10 protein-coding genes are annotated in these 14900 nt (G+C 58.6%); 4 read left to right on the top strand and 6 right to left on the bottom strand.

Annotation, left to right across the window (positions count from 1 at the left end; translation table 11 throughout):
- Positions 1-73: 73 nt before the first annotated feature.
- Both BHAP_RS08045 and BHAP_RS08040 read right to left on the bottom strand, forming a co-directional pair.
- Positions 74-1780 carry an acyl-CoA carboxylase subunit beta gene (locus tag BHAP_RS08045; protein WP_094730216.1) on the bottom strand — a complete coding sequence of 569 codons (1707 nt, stop codon included), beginning with the start codon at positions 1778-1780 and terminating at the stop codon, positions 74-76.
- Positions 1777-3693 (bottom strand): ATP-binding protein, encoded by a 1917-nt coding sequence (locus BHAP_RS08040; RefSeq protein ID WP_094730215.1) that lies wholly within the window; start codon positions 3691-3693, stop codon positions 1777-1779. Before BHAP_RS08040 ends, BHAP_RS08045 begins: the two co-directional genes overlap by 4 nt.
- Before the next feature lie 195 nt (positions 3694-3888).
- On the opposite strand from BHAP_RS08040, the gene BHAP_RS08035 reads away from it, so the two are divergent.
- Entirely contained in the window at positions 3889-4707 is an 819-nt protein-coding gene (locus BHAP_RS08035; protein ID WP_094730214.1) for a biotin transporter BioY, read from the top strand.
- A gap of 620 nt (positions 4708-5327) precedes the next feature.
- Here BHAP_RS08035 and BHAP_RS08030 read toward each other — a convergent pair.
- Positions 5328-6263, bottom strand: coding sequence for a biotin--[acetyl-CoA-carboxylase] ligase (locus BHAP_RS08030; RefSeq protein ID WP_094730221.1), 936 nt, complete (start codon positions 6261-6263; stop codon positions 5328-5330).
- Between the two features lie 557 nt (positions 6264-6820).
- Here BHAP_RS08030 and BHAP_RS11905 point away from each other — a divergent pair.
- Positions 6821-9076, top strand: a complete 2256-nt coding sequence (locus BHAP_RS11905) for a DUF6020 family protein (RefSeq protein ID WP_244569356.1) — start codon at positions 6821-6823, stop codon at positions 9074-9076.
- A 302-nt stretch (positions 9077-9378) separates the two neighbouring features.
- Positions 9379-10218 carry a PucR family transcriptional regulator gene (locus BHAP_RS08020; protein WP_094730213.1) on the top strand — a complete coding sequence of 280 codons (840 nt, stop codon included), beginning with the start codon at positions 9379-9381 and terminating at the stop codon, positions 10216-10218.
- A gap of 685 nt (positions 10219-10903) precedes the next feature.
- On the opposite strand, the gene rplA is transcribed toward BHAP_RS08020, so the two are convergent.
- The 3 genes from rplA to BHAP_RS08005 form a co-directional block, all read right to left on the bottom strand.
- A complete protein-coding gene (gene rplA / locus BHAP_RS08015) occupies positions 10904-11596 on the bottom strand; it encodes a 50S ribosomal protein L1 (RefSeq protein WP_094730212.1) in 693 nt (230 codons plus the stop codon).
- A gap of 17 nt (positions 11597-11613) precedes the next feature.
- A complete protein-coding gene (gene rplK, locus BHAP_RS08010; RefSeq protein WP_094730211.1) occupies positions 11614-12045 on the bottom strand; it encodes a 50S ribosomal protein L11 in 432 nt (143 codons plus the stop codon).
- Positions 12046-12247: 202 nt separating this feature from the next.
- A complete protein-coding gene (locus BHAP_RS08005) occupies positions 12248-13861 on the bottom strand; it encodes a C69 family dipeptidase (RefSeq protein ID WP_094730210.1) in 1614 nt (537 codons plus the stop codon).
- A gap of 625 nt (positions 13862-14486) precedes the next feature.
- Here BHAP_RS08005 and BHAP_RS08000 point away from each other — a divergent pair.
- Positions 14487-14900 (top strand): transposase-like zinc-binding domain-containing protein (locus BHAP_RS08000; protein WP_420807728.1); only part of this gene is annotated, 414 nt, incomplete at its 3' end.

The raw sequence follows: 14900 nt of genomic DNA, 5'->3' as shown, positions 1-14900 counted from the left end.
GGGTTAAGTTTTATCTCGCGTCGCGCGAATGAATCTTTTATCTCGGCTCCCCTGGCAAGGGGAGCCATGATCATTACAGTGGCTGGTTGCCGTGGTGTTTGGTGGTGGGGCGGGTGCGACGTTTGCCGGCGAGTAGCCGCAGCGATTCGGCAATCGCTTGACGCGTCTGTTCGGGGTCGATCATCGCGTCAATCTGTCCGGTTTCGAGCGACAGATTCGCGTTGACCGTAGTCCGCTGGTATTCGTCAACGAGCTGCGCGCGCAATGCGTCAACATCACGGCCCGTTTCGCGCGCTTTCTGCAAATCTTTGCGATGAATGATGTTCACTGCACCGGTCGCGCCAAGTACCGCGATCTGCGAGCTCGGCCATGCGAAGTTCATGTCCGCGCCGATCGCCTTGGACCCCATGACGATGTACGCGCCGCCGAACGCCTTGCGCAACACGACCGTAATCATCGGCACTTGCGCGTTGCCGTACGCGTAAATCACTTTCGCGCCACGTCGGATGATGCCCGCATGCTCCTGTTCGGCGCCAGGCTTGTATCCAGGCGTGTCCACGAGCGTAATCACCGGCAGGTTGAACGCGTCACACAAGCGCACGAATCGCGCGACTTTCTCCGACGAGTCAACGTCGAGAATGCCCGCGTTCACGTTCGGCTGGTTCGCAACCACGCCCACCGGGTGACCTTCGATGCACGCGAATCCAACGACCGCGGAACCGGCGAACAGTTCCTGCACTTGTACGAACTCGCCGTAATCGACGATGCAGCGAATCACTTCAAGCATGTCGTACGGCTGGCGATCATTGTCAGGCACGATCGTCGCAAGTCGTTTCGCAGTCTCGCGTTCGGCTCGCGTGACTGCGTACGCGTAGGTTGGCGGCTGATCGTCGCAGTTCGATGGCAGATACGCGAGGACCGTGCGCGCGTAGTCGATCGCATCGGATTCGTCTTCGCCGAGATAGTGCGCGACGCCGGAGACGCGATTGTGTACGAGTCCGCCGCCGAGATCGTCCATGCTGATGACTTCGCCTGTGGCCGCTTTGACGACATCCGGTCCGGTGACGAACATGTTCGAATGTTCGCGAGTCATGATGATGAAATCGGTGAGCGCTGGGCAGTAGACCGCACCACCCGCGCAAGGCCCCAGAATAATCGAAATCTGCGGTACGAAACCGCTGGCTGCGCAGGTTCGGCGGAAAATATGACCGTATTCGGTGAGTGCCGCAACACCTTCCTGAATGCGCGCGCCGCCAGAGTCGATGAGTGCGACGATCGGGATTTTCAGTTCGATCGCCTTGTCCATGAGTCGGCAGATTTTCTCGCCTTCCGCATGGCCCAGCGTGCCGCCGCGCACCGAAAAATCCTGCGCATACACGGCGATTTTGCGACCGTACACGTCACCGAAACCAGTGATGACGGCCGCTCCGGCTTTGCCGCCGTTGATGTCGCCGCCGGCAAAACGGCCGATTTCCTCGAACGTGCCAGTGTCGAAGAGCAAATCGAGCCGTTCGCGCGCGGTGAGCTTGCCTTTGACATGCTGACGCTCGCGTGCGTGCGCTTCGGCGTCGCGCGCGAGTTCGGCGGCCCGCGCGACGGCCGCGCGAATCGGCTGTTGACCGGCGTTCGGTGAGTCCGCGGACTGCGGCGATGACTGCTGCTGCGGCGACTGCAAGTGAGCCGACGGCTGTTTCACGGACTGTTTCACGTCGCCGTCACCGAGCGAAGCTGACTGTTCCACGTACTGCTTCACAGCCGGCGATTGCATGATATCGGTCATTGCACCTCCCCCTTGTGCTGTGCGGTCGACTGAGCCGATGGCGCAGCCTGTCCCACGTCAGACTTTGGCTTGACCCCCGCACCATCCACATCAAGCGTGACCAGAGTCTGTCCAGCCTCAACGCCAGCCGCAGGAGCGACGAAAATCTTCGTCACCGTGCCAGCCGCCGGCGCGTACACGTAGTTCTCCATCTTCATCGACTCAAGCACCACCAGCAGGTCGCCCTTGGCGACATGCTGTCCTTCGGCCACGTTGATACGCGTAACCACTGCTTGCATCGGCGCAGAAATCACGCCCGGTCGATCAGCATTCGTCGGCTTCGCCGACGCGGCCTGATGCAGTCCAGAACCACGCAACGGCTGCGTCGGCCGTTTCGCATCTCGAGCGCGCGCCGAGCCAGTAATATTCTCGACAATGTCAAGCGGCACCGTCAGTTTCACGCGCTGATCGTTCATCTCGATCACGAACGTTTCCGTCGGCTTCGACTCAACTTGCGCCGCACCGCCATCCGCCGCGCCACTGAGCGACGCTGGCTGTCCCGCGCGCGTCGCCGCAGCCGCACGGCCGAGATACTTACGTTCCAACCACTTCGTGCTCACGTCGAACGCATGCCCATGCTCAGCCGTGAACTCATCGTCACGAAAAACCTGCTCAAACAAGCTCGCCGGCGTCGGCACGCCCTCGATATGCAGCTCGCCGAGCGCACGCCGCACGCGAGCCACGGCAGCCGCGCGATCCTGCGCGGTGACGACCAGCTTGCCCATCATCGAATCAAACTTCGGTGAAATCGTATCGCCTTCCACCACGCCGGAATCGATACGAATACCCGGACCAGACGGCCACTCAAGTTTCGTGAGCGTACCCGAGCTCGGCGTAAGATTCTTCGCCGGATCTTCGCAAGTGATACGCAGCTCGAAACTGTGCCCGCGCGGCTCCGGCGGCTCCGTCAACGCACCGCCGTCCGCAATCGTGATCTGCTCACGAACCAAATCAAGGCCGGACACTTCCTCGCTGACCGTATGCTCGACCTGCAGTCGCGGATTGACTTCAAGGAAATACACTTTGCCCGTGTCGGTGAGCATGAACTCGCAAGTGCCGAGACCAACGTAACCGACCGCTTCAAACAGGCGACGCGAGTAGTTCACCAGCTGATCGTGCACGCCTTCCGGCAAGAACGGCGCGGGAGCTTCCTCGATGAGCTTCTGATTGCGTCGCTGCACGCTGCAATCGCGGGTCGAATAGACAGCGAAATTGCCGTGCGAGTCGCGGCCGCACTGCGTTTCAACATGGCGGCCCTTGTCGATGAACCGTTCGACGAAATACTCGTCGAGGTCGCCACCTTGCAGTGCGTCATGATTCATGTAAAAACTGCGCAGTTCGTCATCACTGCGCACAATCGTGATGCCACGTCCGCCGCCACCGTCAGTGCGTTTCATCATGATCGGATAACCGTGCGTGTGCGCGAAATCGTAGAGCGCGCGAATATCGCTCACCGACTCGTTCAAGCCCGGGACCGGCGGGACTTTGGCGCGCGTGGCGACGCGGCGAGCGGTGATTTTGTCGCCGAGATCAGTGAGCGCTTCCGGGTTCGGGCCAATCCAAATCGCACCGGCTTGCGCGACTTTACTCGCGAACGTGGCGACTTCCGAAAGAAATCCGTAACCGGGATGCACTGCGTCGGCACCGCTGCGATGCAGGACATCGATCAGTAAATCTTCGTTCAAATACGTGTCTTTATACGTGTCACCGGGCAGCAGATACGCCTCGTCAGCCATGTCGACGTACGGCGCCTCGCGATCCTGCTCCGAGTACACAGCCACCGTGGCGATGCCCATTTCGTGCGCGGTCCGCACCACGCGCAGGGCGATCTCACCTCGGTTCGCAATCAGTATCTTCTTGACGATTTCAGTCATATCGTCACAAGATAGACCTGCAACCTGTGATTTCGAGTTCGTCGTCCCAACAAAAAAGCGGCGGTCGTTTTGTATGCCTACACAAACGTAACCATCAGATCGAGGCGTACGATAGCGAACCAATATTGACGCAAGTGTTGTTTTCGTCAGTATTGCGTGGATATATTGTTGATCACTTGCACGAAGGGGAATCACATGGCGGACATTACTGGGACTGCTGGCGTTGCTGAGGCTGCGCGAGGTGCTGGGACTGAGCGAGGTGCGCAAGGTGCGCAAGCTGTAGCTGGCAATCGAGCTGGTGCACAGGCCGGAGCTGAGGTTGGTGCCGGTGTAGCGGTTGCTGGTACGGCAGCTGTGACGAGCGCTCGCCGCGCGCTCGTATTCGCGATCGTCAAACCGGTTGTGTTCGCCGTACTACTTGCGCTCGCCACGATGGCCGGACGTATTCCGATTCCTGGCACGCCCGTGCCGATCACGTTGCAAACGTTTGTTGTGATGGTCGCTGCGCTTACGATGACGTGGCGGCAGGCGGGCGCTTCGATTGCGCTGTATTTGGCGGCTGGTGCGGCTGGGCTGCCGGTGTTCGCTGGCGGCATGTCAACCGCCGCTCTGTTCGGGCCGAGCGCCGGATTTTTGATCGGATTCCTGCCGGCTGCGATTGTGACCGCATTGCTGAAGGGGAACGCGAGCCGTCAGGTTGTCGCGGCAGGTGCTGGATTGCGCACGGTGACTGCTTTCGCGGGCGGCTTGGCTGCAGGGGCTCGTGCAGATTCTTCGGATTCCTCTACTGCCCATATTCTTCGTGTTGCCCTGACAGTGCTGCGTTATTTCGTGGCTTCGTTTATCGGCTGCATCGCGCTCGATTATGCGATCGGATTCACCGTGCAATCTGCAATCACCGGTGTTCCGTTTGGCACGGTTGCGCTCGCTTCAATGGGATTCGTGGCCGGCGACCTTATCAAGGCCGCAGTAGCCTCGCTTGTTATCGCCGGTGCTACCTCCCTCAAGCGCTAACACAGGATATTAGTAGAGCTTTTCGCCGTACTTTTAGCACCTTCCTCGGCACCTTTTCTTGAGATATTACTTCTCAGCACCTTTCAGCACATCACTCACGGTAACACTCGATCACGCGATGGAATTGACCCGTTTCAATCCATCGCGTGACCCATGTATTCCCGCACGGGATGGCAAAACCCTAAATCGAGTGTTTCACTGCATGCGGGTATTACATGTATCCCCGCAGGGGATGGCAAACCCCTATTTTTTCCATCGCGTGATAGTGGCAATACTCACGCGATGGCACGATACCGGTTTCATACCATCGCGTGACTTCAATTCATCACACGAGATGGAAATTCTCGCCCTTTTGCCATCGCATGAACAGACCCACAATCACGCGATGGCAAAACCTTCAATTCTTCCATCGCGTGACCAATCAAACGTGATATTCCGGCGGAGGCATGTTGCTTGTCCGCCGAAATATCACATAAATCCTGTCCCAAACGTGACATTCCGGCGGTAAACCCGCTTACCTCCGCCGGAATATCACAGAAAACCGCCTCGTAATGTGATTTTTCGGCGGAACTTAGCAATCCTCCGCCGGAATATCACACTTTTACTGAACCCACGAACCGTCATGACACCAACACACCTACGTCAGCCGTACGCACGACGTGGGTATTACCGTCTGCAGTCTGCATCGTCAGCGACGCATCCTCATTAAGCGCGAGCGCCTTGCCGCGCAACGTCGAACCGTCTGTAAAATGCGCTTCAACTTCGTGACCCAACGTCCAACACACCGACTGCGTCTCCTCACGCAAGCTCACCGCGCAACGATGCGGATTATCACAGAATCCAGCAATACGTGCACGCAGCGATTGCGCAATGCGCGCAGCAATCGCATCGCGTAGGTCATCGAACGTTCCGGGCAGCTGATAGTGCAGTTGCAATGACGTCGACTGCGCGGTCGGCAGGCGATCCGCAGGCACACACAGATTCAATCCGATACCGAACACAATTGCCACAGATTGCGGGTCGTTCGGTAACGTCACCATTTCAGCGAGAATCCCGCCTAGCTTCTTACCATCACAAAAGATGTCATTCGGCCATTTGAGTTGCAACGCGTCGCTCTCGGAAGCAGTGCATGCGCAAACACCTTCAGCGATCTGGTTTTCTTCGCCGCCACAGACACCATCAAAGCTGGCAGAATCGCGGTGAGTTTGACGCGCATCGTCACCGTCAGTGCACACTACCGCACACAGGGCATCGAGCGTGCTCAATCCTGCGATCATCTGCAACCATCCGTTTACAGTTGCATCACTCGCCACCGTACGCGGCACTGCGATCGCAAATGAAACCGTGAACGACTCCCCCGGCTGACTCACCCATGTGTGATCGAGCCTCCCGCGACCAGCAACCTGCGCATCGGCTGCAATCACTACGATACGGCCGTCGTTTATCAGTGGCAGACGGCCGTTCACAATCACCTCACGCGCGAACGTATTCGTCGAACCAATCTGATCAAACAGTAGTACCGCGCCGGCCGCAGCTGTGCCCTCCGTACACGGCATGCGTTTCACGGCTTGTTTCACGGCTTCCTGTGCTATTGGTTCCGCATCCGTCATCGTCTCACTCATACTTCCCAGCCTACCCCTGTCGTCTTAGTTCAGTCATCACCACCAAAATTACGCGCCACTGATCCTGTTTTCCAGCGTAAGTGCGCGCAATAAAGACAGGTGCGCGCAGTTATGCTGGAAAATCACGCCAAAAACGAGCGTAAGTGCGCGCGAGCCTCGGTATTGCGCGCAGTTACGCTCGTTCTGCATACATCAGACAGGTATTCGCGCCCGCGCACAGTCGTAACTCGCATCAATCGTGAATGTCGAGCGCAACAGTCGCACCATTGTCGCCCCCGTACAGCCCGAACAGCTGTTTGCAACTACAATCCGCGCACCCGCCCACCGGTCATAGCAACCGCGCATACATCCTCAGCGCCGCCCGTTCTGGCAACTGCGCACCCGCAACCGCACGCTCGTCCTGTCCACGTTTCGACACACAACGCGCTCCTGTTCAATCGCACACCAACCAACCAACCGCGACTCAGCACGCCCCGATAGAATACCGTGGTATGACCGTACATTCCCAGCAGAACCGAGACGACCACACCACGAGTCACGCCAGTCACATCACGGATACCGTTAACCAACACATCGCAACAGCTCCCGACGCAAGCACCACCACAAATACCACGACCGCAACTGCCACACGCCGCCCAACCCTGCGCATCATTCCCCGCAACACAGCCAACCCAACCAGCACCACCCGCAGCACCCCCCACACCACCGCAATCACCACAACCGCTGCAACCGCCCGCTGGGCCCTCGCCATACTCGCCTGCCTATGGATCGCCTTATGCGTCGGCGTCGGCCCCCTCTACTGGCAAGACGGTTCGATTGCCGACTGGTCGGGAGCAAACACCGCATACGCCATGCTCGCATTCGCCGCTTCGTTCGCAATCGTCTGGATACTCTCCCGCCACGGCACCGGCCGCCGCGCACTGCCGGACTCATGGCACCTGCCGATGGAATGGCGCATTTGGGGCCGCAAAGTCCGCGCCGGCCGCGCAGCAACTGCGCTGCGCATTGCGTCGGCAACGATCGGCCGCGCAATCATGCGAGCCACTGACCGAGGCTGGAAAATCGCACTGATTCTCGTTATCGGTTGGTTATGGGTGCCGGCAACAATAATGAGCGCGTTCGGCGCAGACATCCGCTCACAAGTGCGCGAATTCAGCTGGGCATGGAACCAGCTGACAGGCATGGAACAGCCATATATCGGCTTTTTCTCGTTCGTCCCGATGGATATCTACCCCACCGCACACTACATGTGGCCCGATCAACCCACGTACCTCACCGATCAGCACAACGTCGTACTCACCGTAATCTACGGCGCGGCCGCCGCAATCTCCCGATACATAACAGACTCGAACGACGCCGGTTTCGTCGTACTCTCAGTCCTCCAGTGGCTGTTTGCCGCGTTCTGCTGCGCATCCGCCGCTCACCGATTCTTCAACTTACCGTGGCTGCGACCGGCTTACGCGGTCAGCGAGCCCAGTTATGCGTATCCCGAACGCCCGCAATACCGTGAACCGGTCGATTTCGCGCGGCCCGAGCGTGGACTGCGATCGTCGCTCACTGTCACAAACTTGCGACCGCTGCCGTACCCGAATCGCGCAGCCGGCGGATTCGCGCGCTTTGTGATCCTACTGTTTTTCTTAGTCTGTCCGCTGGCAGTGTTTTCAACGATCTCGCTGACAAAATCGCCGTTGTTTGCGTTCGCGTTCGTCTGGTGGTTCGGCGTATGGGCTGAACTGCACATGACGTGGCGGCGCGGCGATCGCGACGGTCTGCACCCGCTCGACCGTGTGCAGCAGCTGCCGCGACACTCACTCCTCGCGTTTATTGTTTCGACGTGCGTAATGCTCATTTCCGCAAAATATGCGTGGTACTTGATTGTTGTGCAAATCGTGCTCGCACTGATCGCCGACCGCGCACGCTGGCGCACGTATGTTGTCGCGCTCGTGCTGCCAGTGATTATTATTCACGGCGGTATTTCGGCACTGATTTCGAGCGGAGTCGTGATCGGTGGCGACCCGATCGAAAGCCGCGGCGTGCAACTGCAGATGATCGCGCGCGTCGCCAAACTCAATCCGAAAGGCATTCCCGACGATGCAAAACGCAAGCTCGCGCCGATTTTCAACCTCGATCAGATGGCTGAAGCATACTTCAGGCAGGATGCAGACCCGGTGAAATCGTCGGGTATTCAATCGAAAAAAGTGAGCTACAAGTGGCGCACAGTGACACCGGATAACATGCGAGATTTCAACGCGGCATGGCTTGAAATCGTGCGCGCGAATCCGGTGATAGCGCTCGACGCATTGCTGGCGAAATGCTTCGGCTATTTCAACCCGACCGATCTGCCGTATGTGGCGATGGACTATTACGTGACCAGCGACTATGTGCAGGAGAAAAGCACGTGGTTGAAGGACGTGAATCACGATTGGCGTGAAACCGTGGCTGAACACGCACGCGCATGGGGTGCGATTCCGGTGATCGGTTGGCTGGCGCACGGCAATTTCTATGTGACAATGACACTGTTGATCGGCGCGGCAGAAGTGATTGCGCGACGCTGGAGAACACTGCTCACGCATATTCCGTTGTTATTGCTCATGGGTGTGATGGTGACTGCGCCGGCAAATAATTTCGAGCGACATATGCTGCCGGTTGCGTTCGTATTTGGGTTCGTGTGCTTGACGTATTGGCGGGAGACTCGCGCGACTTCTGGCGATCAACACAGTCAAAACGCCCGTACAAGCCGCGCATAACCCACTGTATTGCGTCCTAAGCAAGATCCGCGCGGAGTGGACAGGTGCAATTCGCAAACTGAGAGGCAGATTTCCGGCTTTGCGCGGGTCCTTTTGCAAACTGAGAGGCAGTCTTATCTGAATATACACCCCCGAAATCGGTTCATATGGGGGTTTGCAACCTCTAAGGCCAACAAGACCTGCCTCTCAGTTTGCAAATTGACCTCCGCAAGCGTCACGATCTGCCTCTCAGTTTGCAAAATGCCTGCTTAGTGTTTTCATCTCGTCGCTTTACCGGCACGAAACGACTAAGCTGAAGGGTCATGACGGAACGTATGGATGGGGATGTGCTGGACCTGATCGTGTCGCGCGGCGGTGACGTGGAAGCCGTGACGTTTGAATGTCTCGTTGGAGGCTTGACCGATGCGCGCGTGGCCTCGCTGATGCATGTACTCGGTTGGCCCGATGACGCGCGTTGCTTTGCAGTTGCCGGTTACACGGCAGATTCAACGACGCACACATTGGACCAGTTGCGCGCGGTTGCTCGCGATCTCGGCGGTTCACTGACGATTGCTGGCACGCGCGAGGGGGTATGCGTAGCGCTAGTCGGCGTGCAAGCTGCGGCAACGCCAGAAGTTACCTGCACTGCAATGATGGCTGCGTTTGACGATGCACGACCGGTGGCGCTCGGTCCGTTACGGCATGGAGTAGATGGTGCGTCTGCGACGATACGCGGCGCGCTATCGACTTTGGCAGCGGCACCGGCTATTCGAGATACTATGCGTGCACAGGCGCAAGCGCACTCATCGGACAGCCGACCGCTCAGTGATGCGCGAGCGCGGCTCAACCGCTTAGTTCGGGCTGAAGATGCACTACCTGAACGCGCTTTACTTGGCGATGAGGATGCAAAACGCGAGTTGATTGACGCTGTATATGGCTCGCTGACAGCGGCTGGCCCGGATGATCCAACACTGGAAACCGTGTCCACATTTGTGCTTTCGGGCGGATCGCTCGAAACTACAGCGAAAGCGTTGAATGTGCATCCGAACACCGTACGCTACCGTCTCAAACGTGCCGCCGATACCACCGGTTGGGACGCAGCAGACCCGCGCGAAGCATACGTGCTACGCACCGCCATCACCCTAGGACGCATCGCGAAGTGATGGCGGACACGCGAGTAGGCCCAAGAGTGGGAGTATGACCATATCAGACATGTGCTCAGTTACGGCCTCCAAACGCCCCTCATAAGACCTTAACTCAATGAGAGGGTCACACTAATGCTGAGTTACGGCCTTTTTCATACCCTAAAACGACCGTAACTCAAGGTCAGGAATACGATACTGCTCAGTTACAGCCTCCAAACACCCCTCATAAGACCTTAACTCAATGACAGGGTCACACTAATGCTGAGTTACGGCCTTTTTCACACCCTAAAACGACCGTAACTCAAGGTCAGGAATACGATACTGCTCAGTTACAGCCTCTGCATACCATCACACCGCAGTCCTAGGGGGTATAAGCAGGTCACGCTAGCTCACAACATGCCAATAACATGCGCGAATAAGACCCACGTTTGATATTTACCCCGAAATTCCGCTCGCGAAGCGAGACTGATGCGGGGTGGTCACACCCTTGACGTTCCAAAAGTGTGTTACCTCTCAATCAGTTCCGCCAATAGTGGCTCACCTTGTCGGCGAACACGTTGCCTACAAGCAGCTCTGCTGTTTGTTTCACGGCAACGTCCTAGCAAGAGGAGCCGCAATAAGCGACAAGACCCGCGCTGCGTAATCGCAACGCGGGTCTTGATCAGTGAGTCACTTACCGTGACCGTGCGATTCGCAAACGGAATCAGGCAACAGTCAGCGGGTCGACCGGGACGCCCGGGTTCATCGTGGAAGTGATGGTCGCCTTGGTGACGTAACGGCCCTTCACGGTGGTCGGCTTGAGACGCTTGACTTCGTCAGCCACAGCCTTGAAGTTTTCGTCCAGGGCAGCCTCGTCGAAGCTCATCTTGCCGATGAGGAAGGAGAGGTTGCCGTGCTTGTCGACGCGGAAGTCGACCTTACCACCCTTGATTTCCTTGACAGCCTTGGTCACGTCCATAGTAACGGTGCCGGTCTTCGGGTTCGGCATGAGGCCACGCGGACCGAGCACGCGGCCGAGACGACCGACCTTGCCCATCATGTCCGGGGTAGCGACGACGGCATCGAAATCGAGGAAACCGTCGGCGACCTTCGCGATGAGGTCGTCATCACCGACGATATCGGCGCCAGCCTCGGTTGCTTCAGTGGCCTTCGGGCCACGAGCGAACACGAGCACCTTGGCGGTCTTACCAGTGCCATGAGGCAGCAGGACGGAGCCACGCACCAGCTGGTCGGCCTTGCGCGGGTCCACGTTCAGGCGCAGCACCGCTTCCACGGTCTGGTCGAACTTGTACTCCGGCATGCTCTTGAGGAGCGCGATGGCCTCGTTGGCGGTGTAGAGGTTGTTGCGATCGACCTTCTCGGCCGCTTCGCGATACTTCTTAGAACGCTGTACCATTAGTCCTTCTCCTCTTCTCAGTCGGTGACCGTGATGCCCATCGAGCGAGCAGTGCCCTCGATGATCTTCATGCCGGCTTCGATGTCACGAGCAGACAGATCAGCCATCTTAACTTCGGCGATCTCGCGGACCTGAGCCTTGGTGACAGAGCCAACCTTGTGGGTCAGCGGGTTCTCGGTACCCTTTTCAATGCCAGCAGCCTTGAGCAGCAGAGCTGCAGCCGGCGGGGTCTTAAGAACGAAGGTGAAGGAGCGGTCTTCGTAAACGGTGATCTCAACCGGGATGACCTGACCCATCTTGTCCTGCGTCTGAGCGTTGTACGCCTTGCAGAAGTCCATGATGTTCACGCCATGCGAACCCAGAGCCGGGCCCAGCGGCGGAGCCGGGTTGGCCTTACCAGCCTGGATCTGGAGCTTGATCAGCGCCGTGACCTTCTTTTTAGGAGCCATGTTATTGGTTCTTCTTTCTATGAAGCGGTGATAATGGCGAACGCCTTGGTTTCCCGCGGCGAACTCCTCCCGCAACCGTATGATTGCTGTGCTGTGCTAGCAGGTTTCCAACGCGCGTCGCCGCCGTCAAATAACCCTCCAGACACAAACCGTTCTATTATGCTGCACACACACGACAAACAAGCGTCATCGCACTCGCCAGTCACACCCACCGGTCCGACATCGCGAAACTGTTGTGCATCAGATTACTGCCCTCATACAGCACGCCGTCGAGCAGCAAAGTCGCGTGCTCACGCAAGAAATCAGCCATCCGATCGTTCGCCTCGCCGAGCACCGCCGTCACCGGCCGTCCGTCACGCGAGCCGTCACCGTCGAGTCGACCGTCGCCGTTACCGTCCGCGCCGTCGTCGAACCGTCCGCTTTCGATCGCCGCGTCAGTCTCCTCAACCAGCCGGTGACCAAACGTGCGCACCTGCTCAACGTACCCGCCGATCAGCCGGTTCGTCTCAAACCAGTGCGCGTCCGCGATCACTGCGATCAGTCGGTTCGTCCAATACAGATTGTCGGTCGAAACGTGCGCAGTCGTGTCGCGCAGGTACGCGGGCGTGTCTGTCACGTTCGCGTAGAACGGCGCGGCGGTCGTGAACGGACCGGAACCGTACGAAATCCACATGACCGCACGACTGCACGCCGGCGCGTACGGCCGCAGCTGTATCGCAACCATATGACCGGTACGGTTGACGCCGATCGGGCGATACCGGTGCCGCGATTCCGGCGTGCCTTTCGTACCGTACGGATCGTACGGCGTGTCTTCAAAGTGCGACGCGAGCAGGAAATCGACGTCCTCGATCGTGACCTTGTTCTCCGGCACGCGGCACCACGGAATGTCGTCCGATTCGGGCGTGTAGCGTGCGGCCGGCGAATCCCAGTCGTCGCTCGGGTTGAGGTAGCGCTGCATGTACCATGCGCGCGGCGTGTTGTAGATGTGGTCCTTCGGTGTGGACTCGCCGAACACGGTGCGCGGGTTGAACCGGTCACGTTGCGAAACCGACCCGTCGGCTGCGAATCCGGCGCCGCTCACGTGCGCGCTCATGCTGCGGTCGAGATGATGCTCGGCGATGAAGTCGCGCAGATCGGCGCTGCACATGTACTCGCGCTGCTCGCTGAGCGCGTCAGTGAGATCGAAATCATCGATGCCAAGCTGGTTCGGGATGGTCGCGTAGCAGTCGTCGGGCACGCGGCGCGCGATCCAATGGTGGCCGCCGATCGTTTCGACGTACCAGATTTCATCCACGTCGGAGATGATCACACCGTTCGACTCGTACGTACCGTACGTTTCGAGAAGCTCGCCGAGCCGCTTGACGCCTTCTCGCGCGGTCGTGACGTACGGGATGACGAGCGTGATGATGTCTTCTTCGCCGATGCCGCCGGGCTGTTCGGGCACGTATGCGTCGGTATTTGGCTCGCCGACGGCCGGCTGCAGTGCGACGAACGGGTCGGCTGCGGCGACGCGCTCATTGACGGCGATTGTTTCGGTGGCGCTCATCGCAACGTTGTGTTCGTTGGCGCCGGCTTCTGCGAGGATGCCGCGATTATTGAGTACGTTAGGGACGATTGAGTATCGGCATGGGTTGTCGGGCAGGTCGATTTCGACGTGGCTTAAGACGCTGCGATAGTGACGTGGCTGATCGGCTGGGGCGACTGCGATGAAGCGTTTAGGATCGTAGCGGCCGGAGCCGGAATCGTCGTCGCGGGCGATGATGGTCGATCCGTCGTAACTGGCTGATTTTCCTACGAGAAGAGTGGTGCATGACATGACGCCTACTCTAGCGCGGCATGTGGCCGCCGGTTCGAGGCCGGTTGCTGATGGGTTGAATCCGCTGTTTTTTGTGATTGTGTGATATCGCGGCGGATATGTACGCGACTTCCGCCGAAATATCACAAAAATAGAGCCGTATTTGTGATAATCCGGCGGAGATATGCCACCTATCCGCCGCAATATCACGTTTAGGACCGGATTTGTGTGATATTTTGGCGGAAGATAGGTCTACCTCCGCCGATATGTCACGTTTAGGTGTGCGCACACGATGGATTGTAACGAGTCAATTTCATCGCGTGATAAACCACTACACGCCCCCAATGTGCGTGGCGATTTTTGCTCGCTGAGGGGTGTGTCAGCGAGCAAAAACCGCCACTGACCCGTAGACAAACAGACATACAAAAACCGCTGTCTTTGCCCTCGTGAATCCGAGGACAAGGGTTATAGGCCAAAATGTGTGTCTGTTTTGGCTCGCTTTCCTTTGTGGCAGTGGGCGTTTCCCCTGTTCGAGTTGTATGGGCGGGGAACTTGAAGTCGGCCAGAATGTGTGTCCGGAACAGGCTGTGAGGCCTTTCGGGACAACGGTTGAGCGGCTTTCGAGTTGGCGTGGCAGATTGGGTGGATGAACACACCCAGTTGCGCCGTGTGCGGCGAGCCGATGAAACGGAACGGAAGAACAAGCTCGGGGCGGGTCAGGTGGCGGTGCCGGGACGCCGGCTGCGGGAGCTCGCGCACCCAGTCGCGCGACAACAGGGCCCGTGACCTGCGGTGCGGACTGGACTGGCTGTTTTCCAAACGGTCGCAGGCCGAGCACGACCTGCCCTCCCGCACGCTGCGCCGCCGGTGCGAGCTGATGTGGGGCCTGTGGCCGCCGGTGCCCCTGGTGGACGAGGTGCATCACGTGGTGCATGTGGACGGCATTCACCTGCACCGCGACGCCGTGGTGCTGATCGCCATCGCCGACGGGCACGTGATCGGCTGGCACATCGCCAAAAGCGAACGGTCGGCGGCGTGGCAGAGCCTGATGGCGCGCATC

Source organism: Bifidobacterium hapali, assembly GCF_002259755.1.
In the GTDB taxonomy this organism is placed as follows: domain Bacteria; phylum Actinomycetota; class Actinomycetes; order Actinomycetales; family Bifidobacteriaceae; genus Bifidobacterium; species Bifidobacterium hapali.
This window is presented reverse-complemented; position numbering and strand designations above follow the sequence as displayed.

What these genes read in the sequence shown, in the direction of transcription:
- BHAP_RS08020 (WP_094730213.1), top strand. Translation starts at nt 9,379, where the DNA reads ATGACGGAACGTATGGATGGGGATGTGCTGGACCTGATCGTGTCGCGC.
- BHAP_RS11905 (WP_244569356.1), top strand. Translation starts at nt 6,821, where the DNA reads ATGACCGTACATTCCCAGCAGAACCGAGACGACCACACCACGAGTCAC.
- BHAP_RS08045 (WP_094730216.1), bottom strand. Translation starts at nt 1,780, where the DNA reads ATGACCGATATCATGCAATCGCCGGCTGTGAAGCAGTACGTGGAACAG.
- BHAP_RS08035 (WP_094730214.1), top strand. Translation starts at nt 3,889, where the DNA reads ATGGCGGACATTACTGGGACTGCTGGCGTTGCTGAGGCTGCGCGAGGT.
- BHAP_RS08040 (WP_094730215.1), bottom strand. Translation starts at nt 3,693, where the DNA reads ATGACTGAAATCGTCAAGAAGATACTGATTGCGAACCGAGGTGAGATC.
- BHAP_RS08005 (WP_094730210.1), bottom strand. Translation starts at nt 13,861, where the DNA reads ATGTCATGCACCACTCTTCTCGTAGGAAAATCAGCCAGTTACGACGGA.
- rplA (WP_094730212.1), bottom strand. Translation starts at nt 11,596, where the DNA reads ATGGTACAGCGTTCTAAGAAGTATCGCGAAGCGGCCGAGAAGGTCGAT.
- rplK (WP_094730211.1), bottom strand. Translation starts at nt 12,045, where the DNA reads ATGGCTCCTAAAAAGAAGGTCACGGCGCTGATCAAGCTCCAGATCCAG.
- BHAP_RS08030 (WP_094730221.1), bottom strand. Translation starts at nt 6,263, where the DNA reads ATGCCGTGTACGGAGGGCACAGCTGCGGCCGGCGCGGTACTACTGTTT.